A 13,400-nucleotide genomic window follows, 5' to 3' on the forward strand; every position below is an offset into this window, starting at 1 on the left:
CTGCGGCCGGTGATTCGACGCAGCCGGCTCTCGAAGTACCGATCGGAGGCGACGGCGGACTGCCGATCTCTGAAGGTCAGTTTGTGACCGGCATCGCGGCGGACGTGCCGGGTGCTGAACAACCTCTGGCGGTTGGCGCCCAGGCGATCATTGAAAGCGCCCCGTCCAACTAATCAGCGATGACTGTCATCGCCGGATTCGACGGGCCCTCTCCGGCAACCGGGGAGGGCCCGTTTTTTGTATCGATCTGAGCCGGGATCCCCGAGATGTACGTGATCTTTTGGATGCAGCGGTCGTACGGGAACCCGCATACGCTATTTCCTTCCTTTCCCCTGTCCTGTTGTGAGGCACCTTTTTCTTTTTCTGACCATCGCTGCTCTGTCGGCTTTTCTCGTTGGTTGTGACACCGGCACATCGGGCGGCAGCTCGCCGACCGGTACGGCGGATCTTCGATTCGTGCATGCCGCCCCGGACTTCGGCACCGTCACGATTGTCGTCAACGGTGACACGATCGCCAGTGAGGTCGACTTCGAGGTGGGCAGCCCGGTACCCTCGCCCCCGACAACGGAGTACGTCGACGTTCCCACCGGCGTCAACAATCTCGTCCAGGTTCAGTCGCAGTCCGGCACGATCCTGATCGAGCAGCAAACCGGTACGAGCTTTCTCGAGCCGGATCGGCAGTACACCGTGGTGTTCGCACGGCTTCCCGCGCAGGGCACGCTCGGCGGAATCATCTTCCCCGATCAATTTCCGACACTGGAGTCGGGCGAGTACGGCTTCCGCACGATCCACGCGTCGTCGGCCGTGGAGTCGACGTACGGTGCCGTCGACCTGCATTTCCAGCCGCCCTCCGATTCCATAGCGCCTATCACGTCGCTGGTGTCTCGCATCGCGTTTGCGGACGATACCGGCTCACGGCTTCAGGAGGGATTCGGCGGCTTCACCGTGAACACGGTGCCGTCCGACAGCCTCGCTCTCAGCATCACCGACGACGGTGAAACGGACGTCCTGTACGAGCAGGTCTTCGGCCCGTCGACGGACGTGCCTGTGTCCGACGGCGACTATGTGACCACCCTCATTGCAAACGTGCCCGCCGGGAGCGGCCGAGTGGAGGGAGGGGTCCTCGTTATTCGCGAGTAGTCCCCGCGTCACCTCATGGAGCGTCGATCTGCGACCCGAAGAAGAGCGCGTTGAAGAAGAGCCGCCCGGTCCCCGGCCACATGCCGCGGAAGTTCGGGTTGTCGGCGAACAGTACGATGCGCCCACGCCCGACCTGATCGACGACGAGCGAGGCGCTTCCGGCCAGGGCGTCGCGGTTGGAATCGGACGCATAGCCACTCAATCGCGGAGTCTCGACGTACTGCGCGACGGTACTGAAGGGATTGCTCGTCGGGGGGAGGACCGTTTCGTGATCCCGGTACACGGGCACCCGTCGGCGAGTGAATCCGAAGCCGAGCGGGTGCGTGATGTCGAGGTCCGTTTCGAAGATGGCCCCGCCGATGCGCTGCGCCCCGCGCCGGTCGGCGGCAGACGCATAATCGTACCGGGTCGGGCCGTCGTCTTCGGCCCCGGCTGGCGTCGCGGGGAGCGTGTCGAGGTTGTCGATCAGGGTGGTATCGTTCACCAGTCCTGATGTCACAGCCCAGGACGTTGCGCCCCGGATTGTGATGAGCGTGTTGCCCGCCTCGATCCAGCGGCGGAGGTCCTCGACGAACGTTGCGGGCAGGTCGCTGTATTGGCCCGAAACCATCACCAGCGTGTTGTAGTCCGGCAGGTGGACGCGGCCGAGGTCCGTCCGGTCGACCTTCGTGATCGGCATGTCGACGCGGGTGTCCAGCACGTACCAGACCTGGCCGGCCTCGTAGCTGGAGACGCCATCTCCGACGATCATCAGCGGGCGGGGATGCTCGATCGGCCGGAAGGCCGGACTCCCGAGGTCGACCCCGCTCCGTGCGAAGCCGGTCGGGACGGCGTCGATATTCATGCCGGCGGTTCGCTCGGTCGCTTCCACGATCCGGTGGAGGCTGTCGGTGGAAATCGACTGTGGCTGAATCGGAAGCAGCAGCGACCCGCGGGGATAGGCGGCCGGCCCGTTCGCGGTCTGCACCTCAAACGGTTCGAAGGCCGCCTTGACTGTCAGGTCGTGCGCGAGGAGGGTGTGCAGCACGTTCGCGGCAGGGTCCTCCGTCCAGTTGACCAGGTAGGCGTATGAACTTCGTGGCACCTCGCCGAGACCGTCCGTTGTCGGCACTTCCGTAACCTGTTCGCCACGAGGCACCGGACCGCGATCGATGCCGTGGTGGGGGAGTCCGTAGGACAGGGCCATAGACCAGGCCGAGGTGTCGTAGAACACGCTGTCGGCAAAGGAGGTGACCCGTTCGAACATGGTGCGGACCATGCGGTATTGCGCCTGCCGCGTGGGAACCACGTAGGCGGTGCCGGAGGAAAACTGCGTGCCGTTGTATTCGACGTTTTGATCGAGCTGGTAGACATCGATCTGATGGCGCAGGAGCAGGTCCAGGAACGAGCGAGTCCGCGCCGGATTGTCTGCGTCGCCGAACACGTATGCCGAGACGGGGAAGTCGTCGGCCTCCGCCAGAGCGGAGGTGAAGAAGTCGCGCTGGTGTTGCAGCAGCGTCTCGCGCTCCTCGATCACGGTTTTCACCGTGGCCATGGACGTCCGCAGCTGGTTCCGAATCGTGTACGGGAAAGTCACCAGGCGGCTGTCGCTCTGCTGGATGTGGCCGCGAGCGCTCGCCTGTTCGAACACGAAACCAAGGCCGCCCTGCATGTTCGGGTAGGTCGAGCCGTAGCCGGGGTAGGAGTTGTCAAAGATCTCCTTGGTGAAGTAGAGCGTCCCGATGTCGTCCAGCGTCCCGGCGTAGGCATCCCGGAAGGGAGCCGTGAGGTCGGTGTAGACCCGTTCCGGGACCAGCGGATTCCATGAGTCGACTGGCTCGGTCGGTTCGAAAAAGTAGGTATTGTCCGTCCCCATCTCGTGAACGTCCGTGACGAGGTTGGGTCGCCACCGGTGGTAGAAGGCCACCCGGTTGCGGCTTTCGATCTGGGTGAGGGGCAGCCAGTCGCGGTTAAGGTCGAACCAGTAGTGGTTGGTTCGGCCGCCCGGCCATGCCTCGTTGTGCTCCCGGTCGAGTGGGTCGGCGACGAGCGGGTCGCCGCGGTGCATGTTGGCCCACTGCGTATGCCGGTCTCGTCCATCAGGGTTGAGGACGGGTTCGACGAGGAAAATCCCCGCGCGAAGTCGCTGCTCGGCTACTTCACCCTGCCCGGCAGCCAGGGCATATGCCTGGAGCATCGCCACCTCGCTCGACGACGTCTCGTTGCCGTGCACGCCGTAGCCGAGTTGCACGACCACCGGGTGTTGCTCGATGTCGGGCTCGGATGCCGACGGATCGCTGAGCGCGAGATGGCTGCGGCGAAGCGACTCCAGGTTGGCGTGATTGTGCGGCGACGTGATGATCGCACATATCATCGGGCGAAACTCGTTCGTTCGGCCGATGTCTCGGAGGGCAACGCGATCGGACCGGCGCGCCAGCTCTCGAAAGTAGGCGACGATCCGGTCGTGCCGCGTGTGGTAGGTCCCGACGTCGTAGCCGAGGAATTCGGACGGAGAGGGGATGTCCGGGTCGAAGGTCGTGTCGGCCGGGAAGTAATAGTGGTCGGGGACCTGTCCCGGGAGAACCTGCGCGTATGCTGATGCCGGCCCGAGGGCGAGAGCAAGAAGGACACCTGCCAGCAGCAGGAGATGCGGTCGATGTAGCGTGAGGGGGAAGAGGGGCGAATGGGAGGTGCGCATACCGGAAGGGGCGGAGAGAAAAGACAACCGACCCTCAAAGTGCACGATGGGCACAGCATCCGCAAGTGACCGGATACGCCGTTCCGTGATTTCAACACGGCGATGACGTGAGCAACCAATAGCGCGCCGAGGGATGGTCTAGCGGCGTGGAACCCGTCAAAGAGGTGGAACTATTCTTTCACCAGCACGACCTGTGCACGGTCGTGCTGTACACGGGCCTTGAGCAGAGTGCGGTGGTTCTCATAATGTTCGACGGGGATGTCCGTGGTTTCGTACACGATCTGTCGGATCTGTCGAAACCCCTCCCCGGTTCGTTCTACACGTGCCGCGAGGCTGGAAACCGCGGTCTCTACGGTCATGGAGTCCGGGAGGGCCTCCACAACGTAGCCCTCCGGGATCCGGTACGTCGTGGTATCGATAATCGTACGCGGATACCGGCTCATGTAGTAGGGGATCTCCCGCTCCGGTTCGGCGGTGGGCGGCACAGTGCGAGATCGGCCGATCGGCGATAGGGGAACGAACAGGCGCGACCCCATAGAGCTGGCGAAGCGCGGCAGCCGGCTTTCGATGACGTATGTTAGGTCCTTTGCCCTCGAGTCGATGCCGCGGACATCGACGGACGTCACGCGAACGTTTGGGACGTTGTATCGCCCGGCGGCGAAGCGATCGGCTTCTTTCGGTGTCCACGTGGCGGCCTGATGCCGGAGTCGATAGGTGGCTGCACCCGTTCGATGCGTGGTCGTGACGACCTGCGCGTTGCCGTTCGCCTTCACAGCAATATCCGTGGATCGGGAGAGGACATTGTCCTCAGCCGTACCGGAGGGAGTGCGCACCAGTTTTCCGCCATCGGATGTGAGGAGCAGAGCGGGCCGATCGGCGATGCCGAGATGGACCTGGTCGAAGGGGAGTTGTTTACTGGTTGCCTCGATCCAGAGCGTATCCTCTTCGGTCGGAACGGTAAGCACGACGTGGTTAAACTGGTTCGAGGGAAAGTCCTCGAGGAACGGTGCCGGTGTCGGGGAGCGATAAATTAGGGCCGGCGCCGCGTCGATGTCGGCGTAGTCGAGCATCGCCCACAGATAATTCGTCAGCGCCTTACAGTCACCGTAGCCACGTTCGTGAACGTATTCGGGAGAAAACGGCTTCCAGCCGCCGAGGCCGAGCTGGACACTGATGTAGCGCGTTCGGTCCTGCATGTAGGTGTAGAGGGTTCGCACGGTTTCGCGCGTGGAACGGCTTTCGGCCAGCACCTCGTCGACCTTTCGCTTCAATTCCGGTGGGAGCAGTGTTCGATTGGCCCAGAGTGACCGATACCAGGCGCCGAGATCCAACCAGCTGTGGCTTTCGCCTCTTCGGCCATCGATCGTGAAGCGTGTCGGGGCGAGATGGAGCCGGGGCGCCCGGTGGTTCCAGCCGCGGGTGTAAATCACCGGCGACGACGAGGGAATCTGTGCCATGGACCAGATGGTGTGCTCCTCCTCGCCGTCTCGAGCGGTTTCCACGTCCATCTCGGCATTCCGGACCGCGTGCCGATACGGGAGATCGTCGCGCGTGCTGACTTTGAACTCCGCCGCCACAACCGGGACGCTGGGCGCGGGCTGCGGCTGCCACGTCGGAAGGATAAAATACCCCTCGTAGTCCACCTTGTACTCGAGCTCGACCGTGTACGGGTACGTCGAGTGCGAGAGCTGCGCATATCGCAGCCGGCTATCCGTCGCTATCGTGCTACCCCGGCTCAGGCTCACATCATGCCGGTCTTCATCATCCATGTCGCGAATGACCTCGCCGCTCGCGTCCCGGATCACCCCGTCGAAGGAGGCGATATCCTTGAATCGATCATGGTGCACGCTCATCTGGCCGAATTCCCGCCCCTCCGGCGTGAAGACCGTGACGACCCGTCGCACCGCGTACACAGCTTCTTCCCGGCTCTTGAGGGTCAGATGCCGCTTATCGAGGCGGACGACGGCATCCGCCCCCTTCACAAACGACGGTTCTAGTTCGCTCACGGGGTACATCGGGTCGGCAGCGGTCCGTCCGTCGGGCATGGCGCCAGCGGCATCGTTCGGTACCAGCAGCAGGAGGAGGGAGAGGAGGAACACAACGGGTCGGTCGAACATCGAGGTCGGGGCATCCGGTGGGGGAGGCGCGTGGGCGGCGCGGCGTCACGGAGAGGAAGCGTCGCCCGATGTGGCCGTGATGCGGCGCAGGATGATCGGTTCGTTCTGCATGTCGATCATTTCCTGATAGAATGAACGCAGTCGGTCATACACCGATGGGTCGAATCGAAGAGCGCGGCGCGTGAATCGGATTTGCATGCTGATCCCCGTCGGGGTCGCGCTCGTGATGCGCTGAAAGATCGCGTCATTCTCGCCCAGACGGACCGCTTTATTCTCGGGGAGCTCGTCCACCTTATACCCGTCGGGAACGGCGAGCGTCAGCGTATAGGTTTCTGTTTCCGGGTAGGGAAAATCGATCGTTAGGCGGCGCTCCTCCGCGCTGAAAGGGTTCTTCTCGAGTCGGTCCGTGATGCGTGGATGGACGTACATTCGAGCACCGGATACCTGGGCATAGGCCGGAAGCGTCGTCGTGGCCTTCGCCGTCAGCGCCTCGGCTGGCGTGTCTCGTCCCTCCACGGATGCCTTCTGTACCTCCGCGCCCGGGGCGAGAACCGCCTGCGTCAGCCATTCCGCCGGCTCCGCCCTCGAAAGACTCTCTCGGCTGGCCGCTGCGGCGTACGCACGGTGCTGTATTTGAACGGAGGCGTTGATGGTGCCGTCCTCCGTGAGGGTTGCCCGGACCAGCGACTTGCGTGCGTCCATTCCCGGCGGGCGCACCTTGAACCACCGCTGATTCTCGTGGACGATCCATCCGATGAGGTTCAGCGTCTCCTCGGGTATCAGGTCGCTCGAGAGGAACGGGTCGGTGGCGTCGATGAGGCGGTAGTCCATGTCTGCCTTGACGGCCACGACCACGCTGTTGAACTGCCGGACGAACGGCATGATTGAGCTCGGACGACCATACGAGCGCGTACCGATTAAGACCGGGTGAGCGTTGAGGCCCGCGAACCGTAGCATCGAGCAGAGCAGGAGGTTGATCTCAGCACGAGAGCCGGATGCGCGGGACAGCACATCGTCGAGATCCTCTTCCGCGAGGACGCGATCTGTCCCGTCCCAGCGAAGGCTCCGCGCCAGAAATGCGTGGACGGCCTCGATCTTGTCGGCATCTGTCGTGGCCTCGGACGTCGCTTTCAGCGTCGCCTCTTCCACGTCATCGTAGCGCTCGAGCTGTTTGCCGAACATCCGATGGTCGAGCAGTTCGTCCGCAAGGGCATCCCAGGTGGGCAGGATCGGTTCGTAGCCGCCCAGTGAGATGCCTTTGATCTGAAAACGAATTCGTTGCCGGAAGTCCTCAACCGAACTGATGAACGGCTCTGGGCGAAGGGCAGGAACGTTCTCGACGACCCACCGGCGTTTGGTCTCCCGGCCGAAGGAACCGAGGACCGTATCTTCCTCGTCGACCACGAACGAGGGCTTCCCCTGAACATCATAGGTGTGATGGATTCCAGGGGGCACCTGCACGGCGTAAGAGGAATAGACTGTGGGTGCACTCGACTGAAAGTTCCAGGATGGAAGCGAGAGCACGTCATCGGAGAGAACTTCGTAGCGGTACTCGATCACCGCGCCGGGTGTGAGCGCGGGCATTGTAAAGGTGACCGAGTGGCGTTCGTCGGTAATCTCCTCTTCGTATACATCGTCTTTCTCCAACTCTATCCGCTGGATCGATCCGTCTGGCCGGCGAACGACCGTGTGCGCCTCGATGTCGCGGACCGATTCGAACTCGTGCAGCGGAATCTCGACGGTGCCGTGCTCCTCTACGCCGGCGTTCGTCAGGATCTTGACGCGCGTGGCGCGGGAGAGGATCAGCTTCCCGCTCCGCTGCATCTCCGTTTCACCGACGTCCGAGACAATGATGGCGGCCGCGTTCTCGTCCCTCGGGTGCGCATCCAGATCGAGGAGCGATTCCGGAATCTCCCCCCATTCGGCCGGGGCGGGCTCCAGAACCTGAGCGAAGGCGTGCGACGGGGAGAGGCCGAGTGCGGTGAGAAGGAGGAGAACGAGCGCGGAGGCGACCCGATGAACCGATAGCGACGACATATGAAACGAAGGGGAGAAAGATAATCGTGCGATGGACCGGATGGTGAATCGGATTACCGCGGCTCCGGTCGGGCCCCGGTGATGTGAGCGGTACGTTACCGATCTCCGTCGGAGGAGTCCGCGGGATCGTCTGCCGAACGCGAGGGGGCCGCCGGCTCGGCTGTGGCTGCTTTCTTCAGGACGATCGGTTCGGCGTGGGTCGCGACGTACTCTGCAAAGAAATCCCGGAGCATGTCGTAGTCGTCCGGCTGGAACGTCGTCTCCCGAAGCACCATCTGAAGGCGCATCGTTATGGAGCCTGCAGATTCCTGGATCACCCGAACGAACGCGCCGGCCTGACCATCCAGGCGGGCGCGGCGGTTTTCTGGCATTTCCTCGACGACGTAGCCATCCGGAAGCTGAAGGGACAACGTGTACGTGTAGTCCTGCGGGTACGACAGGTCGACGGGGAACGACCGTTCCGGCGCCTTCAGCGGGTTTTCCAGCATCGCATTGGCGATGACTGGCTTGACGTACATGAAGTCGCCGGACGCCTGGGCGTGGGAGGGCAGAGAGAAAGACGACTGAATCTCGATCGGCGCGTTCAGGGCCGATCGGTTCTTGACGCGGGTGCTTGAGAGCTGGACCTCCGACGTGAACACGTCATTCTGCACCACCTCCTCAGCGGAGGTTTCATCGATTCGGCTTCGGTAAGCCGCGGCGGCGTACGATTCGTTCGTCAGGTTAATCAGGCCAGACACCGTGCCGTCGGGCGACAGCGAACCGCGGATCAGCGTATTCTGTACCGCTGCGCCGGTCGGCGGGATGCGGAGCCAGGTCGGCGACTTCGTGTCCACGAGCCACCCCTGCCCGTTCAGCGCGCGTGACGGAAGCATGCCGAGCGGACGGTGTGGGCTCGTGGCATCCAGAAACGTGTAGCTGTCCTCGCCCTTGACCGCAACGATGACCTCGTTGAACTGGCGTGTAAAGGGGTACGACGGCGACATCATGCCGTGACCTCGTGTACTGATCAGCACCGGGTAGGCATTGACATCCACCTCCTGCAGCATTGAGCACAACAGCATGTTGATCTCGGCGCTCGTACCCCTGCCGCTCTTGAGGACCTCGTCGAGGCTCCGGCTGAGGGTGAACCGCTGATTTCCGTTCCATGATACCCGCTGCTGGACGAGTTGGTAGATCGCCTGCATGCGTTCCTCCGCGGTGTCTTGCCCTTCCACGGTTGCTTCCGCCAGATCTCGCACCTCGTGGTGCCGACCAAGCTCGCGACCGAAGCGGAACGTCCCCATGAGATCCACGGCAAGATCTTTCCACGAGGTCATGATTTCCTGGCGCTCCGACGTCCGCGGGTTCACGATCGCCTTGAGCTGGAAGTCGATCGACCGGATGTAGTCGTCCGGCGTTGTCATGTATGCCTCCGCCCGGATCGCAGGCGCATTATGCATCTCCCACACGTACTCCGTGGCCCCGATCTGATTCGACAGATTCGAATACGTCTTCTTCCGATCCTGCTTCGAAAAGGGGGCACTGCCTCGCCCGAGAACCGCATACTTCAGGAATTCCGGGATTTTGACCGTGTACCGGCTAAAGACGGTGGGCTCCGTTCCCTGAAACCGCCAGGCCTGAAGAAAGGCCGGGTCGCTTCGGATCTCGTACTTGAATTCGATGATGGCTCCCGGCTCCAGGTTCGGCAGGGTAAATGAGACCCGCTCGAGTCCTTTGCGGATCTCCTCCTCGAAGATGTCGTCATCGTCCAGTTCGTATCGTTTCACCTCACCGTTTTCGATGACGTACGTACGCGCCTCGATGTCCTTGACGCGTTCGAATTCGCTTCGGATGATGATCGAGTGCTTCCCGTGGGTGTCGAAGGCAGACTCCGAAAGAAGCTGAACGCGGCGTTCCCGCTCGTACGACCACTCGTTTGTGCGCCGGAGCGAGCTCTCGCCGACGTCCGAGAGGATGATAGCCGTCGCGTTCGAGTCGCTCGGGTGTGCGGTCCGCTGAAGGTCCTTGAGCGCGACCTCTCCCCATTCGGCGGCGACCGGTTCGATCGGCTGTGCCTGCGTGCTAAAAACCCCGATCCATGCCGCAAGAAGGGCGGATGCGATCAGAGACGGGGCAAAGCCACGATCAGGAAAGTGTTCAAAAAACATAGGTACGGATTAGGCGAAACGGACGGAGATGTCGTGGGCGTGGACACGACACGAGAGAGACTACTGGCGCAACGAGGTCAGAAACGATCCGATGCGAACCGGTCAGACGGTTTCGAAAACCAGCTTCTCCGGCCTCAATCGAACCTGGAAGGTCGACGTAGAGGTACGGAAGTGCGTAGTGGCAGAATAAAACACTCACTACTTGTTCCGTTAAAAACACTGAATAAAAAATAATACTTCGGTCACCTCGCTGACGTAGTTGCACGTTTGTAATATATTTGACAGAAACCCTACATGCAAGGTGGCGAAAAGAGCCGAAGAGAGATGTATTTGAAGATGGGCAAAAGCATCGCACGGTGTATGTATACGGGGAAGGGAAGGGCATCGAACGATCATCGAGGCCCTGACGGATTCATACCGGGGGTCGGTTTGGAGGCGTCGAAACGCGTGTCGCCCTGGCGGTGCCGGAGGCTGTGACTGCAATGCCGAACGATGTCGCAGCGCGGATCAAAGGAGCGTCGCAACGGGTTCGCCCGACGACCCATTCGACCGTGCCATCGCCGAACGGATCATGCTGAGCCCCACCGTTGAGGATTACCTCAAGGCCATTTACAAGCTGCAGGCGCGTCACGAGCCGCCCGTCACCACCAGTGCCGTGGCCGACGTGATGGAGGTGTCGTCCGCTTCGGTGACCAATATGGTTCAGCGGCTCGACGAGCTGGGCCTCGTCGACTACGAATCATACCGGGGCGCGACGCTCACGGAGGCGGGGACGAAGGTGGCGCTGGAGATTATCCGGCATCACCGCCTGCTGGAGCTTTACCTGAAGGAGGTAATGGATTATTCGTGGGAGCAGCTTCACGAGGAGGCCGAGCACCTGGAGCATCACATTTCCGAGGAGTTCGAGACGAAGCTGGAGGAACTGCTCGACTATCCGACGCACGACCCGCACGGGCATCCGATCCCCGCGCGGGACGGTACCGTCGCCGAGGTGCGTGCCCGCCCGCTGGCCCATGTCGAGGCCGGCACGACCGTGCAGGTCCACCACCTGGAGGACGCCGACCCGAAGCTCCTCCATCATCTCGAAGACCTGGGCCTGATGCCGCGAACGCGCGTCGACGTCGAGGATCGCGCCCCGTTCGACGGCCCGCTCACGCTTACCGTGCACACGCCCGATGGACCCCGGACGGAGGTCGTCGGGAGGACGGTTGCCGCAGCCGTATTCGTAAGCAGTGATGTATCTGCCGACGAGAGGTGAGGTCGAGGCATTGCGTTCTGTGCGATTGTTTATGCGACAAAAGAAAATCGCCGCTCCCGCTGTGATAGGCAGAGAGCGGCGATTATTGTTTGCGTTCCCGCTGGAAAAACGCAAGACGGCGGCGTTCTAATCACTGGTACTCCGTGACGGCAGCGAGGGCGATTACCATTGATTCAACTTGCGCATTGCGCAATCGTCCGATGTGCTTTACGAATCGCGGCAAGGCTAAACTCCGAACCTGCATCATGTCGGCAGCGGAGTCCTTGTCTAAATTGTTCTGCTGGTCTGCGATAAGTCGGACATGCCAGAAGGAACGGGAGAAGCGCTGATTCCAGCCAGTAATCGGAGCTACAAGCCGTAGTCGAAGAGTTCGTATGGTGTCTGAACTGATGACAGCAGCCGGTCGGGTTTTATTGATCTCATCGCCGCGTGTAGGGTCCAAATTGACCAGCCAGATCTCGCCACGCTTGGGATCCACGGAGTTACTCATACTCAACAATATCTCCTCCCTGAAATTCGTCGGTTTCCTCCTCGTGCTCCTCGTAGTACGATGCCATATCTTCAGCTTGCTTACGAAGAATCTTGCCTCTCTCATCCGGAGACAGCTTCATGAACTCCCGGCGACGCATTAGTGCTTCATCTTCTGTCTTAGTTTCAATACGCTCGTTGAGCATCCGTTCTGCCTCTTTCTTTGGGAGCAATTCCTCGGAGTAGGCACGAAGTACGCTACGCCGGAACCAGTCTGCCGTTTCGCGTGGTAGCTCCTCTGGTTCAGATGTCCGCCAGCCTTGTTTGCTGATTTGGATGAACCATTGCTTATAGTGGTGGGCCGAGATGATCTCCAGGTCCTTCATACGATACAGAAGCGCCTGCATGCTGACGCCGTACCGCTTTTTGAGCAGGAGAAGTTCTTTGAGTTGGATGGTTTGCCGTCGCGTCCCGACATCTCGTTTTAACGCTTGCTCCGGCACCAGGAATGCGGCGCCAAGTCGGAAAGCCGCCTTCTCTTCATCGAAGTCGTCGGATTCTTCGACGCGTTGGACGAGGTGAGCGAGTTCGTGAGCCAGGTTGAGCCGCTGACGTTCTCCGGGACGTCCATCCTGGCAGACCACTGCGGCCGCGATGTGCTCATCCGACTCATCATGGGCGAGGGCCGAGATGCCGTCGAATTTGTCCGGCGCATCGAGCGAGATTACGTAGATGTGACGCTCTTCCAGCGTGCTCGTCACGTTGGCGATGGGGTCGCTGCCCAGGTCCCAGAGCGCCCGGAGCTCTTTAGCTGCATTCTCCGCATCCTTCGGCGACGTGACGTTCCAGTGCCGGATGGGCAGATTGATTTCGCGCACCTGTCCAAGCAGGTCCTGAACGCGGAGGCGGTCCTCCAGCTTGCGCAGCACGATGCTCTGGATCTGCTCCTGCTTTCGCTTGCCGAGCTTCGAGCCTTTGCGGTACGCGATGAACTCCACCTCAGCGTCCGGCTTGCGCGCCAGGTCCGCGATCTTCACGTCGAAGGCGTTCGCCAACGCCCGCAGCACCTTTACCGACGGCTGACTCTTGCCGCGTTCGTATTTCGAGATGGATTGCTTCGTGACGAGTCCGCCGGTGGCGTCCGCGAGATCCTGCTGCGTCATCCCACGGGCCATGCGAAACTGCCGAATGCGACCTCCCTGTACGTCGTCCATAGCGGGTCTATGTGAAGTTACGTCGGAACCATTGGTTGACAACGTTATTAATCACGATAAATATTGTCAACTGAAAGTTGGATACTAAATGCCAGACCCAATTTCATCCTCGTCGATAGCTCTCGGTGCCTGGTTTGCGCAGCAAGTGGTTACACAAGGGTTCAAAGAAGCATGGAAGCGGTTTAGGAGAAGTCGGATTCTCGATCGAGTCATTGAAAAAACGGCCGTTCGATTCACGCCGGCCATTCGCAGTAGAGTAGCAAGTATAGTTCGGAACAGTCTGAAAGACTGGACGAGCGATCCAGGGTTCGAAAGGCTCCTACGCCGACTCTCCAAGAG

At 61.3% G+C, this 13,400-nt stretch carries 8 protein-coding genes; 2 read left to right on the top strand and 6 right to left on the bottom strand.

All coding sequences use genetic code 11. The annotated features are described in order from the left end of the window. The first annotated feature begins 342 nt into the window (after window positions 1-342). Window positions 343-1,140, top strand: coding sequence for a DUF4397 domain-containing protein (locus ACFCU0_RS14245; RefSeq protein WP_434974349.1), 798 nt, complete (start codon window positions 343-345; stop codon window positions 1,138-1,140). 13 nt (window positions 1,141-1,153) lie between these two features. On the opposite strand, the gene ACFCU0_RS14250 is transcribed toward ACFCU0_RS14245, so the two are convergent. The 4 genes from ACFCU0_RS14250 to ACFCU0_RS14265 all read right to left on the bottom strand — a co-directional run bounded on the left by ACFCU0_RS14250 (window position 1,154) and on the right by ACFCU0_RS14265 (window position 10,121). Beyond that, entirely contained in the window at window positions 1,154-3,817 is a 2,664-nt protein-coding gene (locus tag ACFCU0_RS14250) for a M14 family zinc carboxypeptidase (RefSeq protein ID WP_434974350.1), read from the bottom strand. 170 nt (window positions 3,818-3,987) lie between these two features. Next, window positions 3,988-5,934: a DUF3857 domain-containing protein gene (locus ACFCU0_RS14255; protein ID WP_434974351.1), complete on the bottom strand. Its 1,947-nt coding sequence runs from the start codon at window positions 5,932-5,934 to the stop codon at window positions 3,988-3,990. 45 nt (window positions 5,935-5,979) lie between these two features. Then, the gene (locus ACFCU0_RS14260) at window positions 5,980-7,971 is read right to left on the bottom strand and encodes a DUF3857 domain-containing protein (RefSeq protein WP_434974352.1); all 1,992 of its coding nucleotides are present in this window, start codon (window positions 7,969-7,971) and stop codon (window positions 5,980-5,982) included. A 95-nt stretch (window positions 7,972-8,066) separates the two neighbouring features. Beyond that, on the bottom strand, window positions 8,067-10,121 hold the full coding sequence (locus ACFCU0_RS14265; protein WP_434974353.1) for a DUF3857 domain-containing protein: 2,055 nt from the start codon (window positions 10,119-10,121) through the stop codon (window positions 8,067-8,069). 571 nt (window positions 10,122-10,692) lie between these two features. On the opposite strand from ACFCU0_RS14265, the gene ACFCU0_RS14270 reads away from it, so the two are divergent. Then, window positions 10,693-11,379, top strand: a complete 687-nt coding sequence (locus tag ACFCU0_RS14270) for a metal-dependent transcriptional regulator (RefSeq protein WP_434974354.1) — start codon at window positions 10,693-10,695, stop codon at window positions 11,377-11,379. A gap of 130 nt (window positions 11,380-11,509) precedes the next feature. On the opposite strand, the gene ACFCU0_RS14275 is transcribed toward ACFCU0_RS14270, so the two are convergent. Then, a complete protein-coding gene (locus ACFCU0_RS14275) occupies window positions 11,510-11,974 on the bottom strand; it encodes a type II toxin-antitoxin system PemK/MazF family toxin (RefSeq protein ID WP_434974355.1) in 465 nt (154 codons plus the stop codon). Further along, complete coding sequence (locus ACFCU0_RS14280; RefSeq protein ID WP_434974356.1) at window positions 11,862-13,061, bottom strand: helix-turn-helix domain-containing protein; 1,200 nt, start codon at window positions 13,059-13,061, stop codon at window positions 11,862-11,864. The genes ACFCU0_RS14275 and ACFCU0_RS14280 overlap by 113 nt, the downstream gene beginning before the upstream one ends. Window positions 13,062-13,400: the final 339 nt, after the last annotated feature.

It is taken from the genome of Longibacter sp., assembly GCF_051155795.1.
GTDB lineage: Bacteria > Bacteroidota > Rhodothermia > Rhodothermales > Salinibacteraceae > Longibacter.

Excerpts from the sequence above, each read along its gene's own strand:
- ACFCU0_RS14250 (WP_434974350.1), bottom strand. The coding sequence starts at position 3,817 with ATGCGCACCTCCCATTCGCCCCTCTTCCCCCTCACGCTACATCGACCG.
- ACFCU0_RS14255 (WP_434974351.1), bottom strand. The coding sequence starts at position 5,934 with ATGTTCGACCGACCCGTTGTGTTCCTCCTCTCCCTCCTCCTGCTGCTG.
- ACFCU0_RS14260 (WP_434974352.1), bottom strand. The coding sequence starts at position 7,971 with ATGTCGTCGCTATCGGTTCATCGGGTCGCCTCCGCGCTCGTTCTCCTC.
- ACFCU0_RS14265 (WP_434974353.1), bottom strand. The coding sequence starts at position 10,121 with ATGTTTTTTGAACACTTTCCTGATCGTGGCTTTGCCCCGTCTCTGATC.
- ACFCU0_RS14270 (WP_434974354.1), top strand. The coding sequence starts at position 10,693 with ATGCTGAGCCCCACCGTTGAGGATTACCTCAAGGCCATTTACAAGCTG.
- ACFCU0_RS14275 (WP_434974355.1), bottom strand. The coding sequence starts at position 11,974 with ATGAGAGAGGCAAGATTCTTCGTAAGCAAGCTGAAGATATGGCATCGT.
- ACFCU0_RS14280 (WP_434974356.1), bottom strand. The coding sequence starts at position 13,061 with ATGGACGACGTACAGGGAGGTCGCATTCGGCAGTTTCGCATGGCCCGT.